Source organism: Lysinibacillus fusiformis, assembly GCF_003049525.1.
Lineage (GTDB): Bacteria > Bacillota > Bacilli > Bacillales_A > Planococcaceae > Lysinibacillus > Lysinibacillus fusiformis.
Genome location: NZ_PYWL01000052.1, coordinates 1 through 423 on the forward strand (window position 1 = coordinate 1; position 423 = coordinate 423).

General features: G+C 37.8%; 1 protein-coding gene. It reads right to left on the bottom strand.

Going from position 1 to position 423, the window contains the following annotated elements:
* Positions 1-423: family 1 glycosylhydrolase (locus tag C9J29_RS24045; RefSeq protein ID WP_153062686.1), on the bottom strand; the 423-nt coding region annotated here is incomplete at both ends.

Below are 423 nucleotides of genomic sequence, written 5' to 3' on the forward strand. Positions count from 1 at the left end.
GCAGTGCTTGATATACCGTTTCCTCTTTGTTCTCGACTTCATCGATTAAAATACCGCTGCCAATATATGGCGAGAATACAGAAATATTAATTTCATTAAAAGTTAACCAATATTTCACTTTATCTTTGTAACGATTAAACACTGTTTCCGCATAGTTAACAAACATATCAACTAAACGGCGATCGGCCCAACCGTTATATTTTTGAACTAGGTTCAGTGGAATTTCGTAGTGAGATAAGGTCACCAACGGCTCAATTCCATACTTTTCCAGTTCATCAAACACTTTATCATAGAATGCTAAACCTTCTTCGTTTGGCTGGCTTTCTTCTCCAGTAGGAAAGATACGCGGCCAAGAAATTGACATACGGAAAGTCTTAAAGCCCATTTCTGCAAATAGCGCAATGTCTTCCTGATAACGATGAT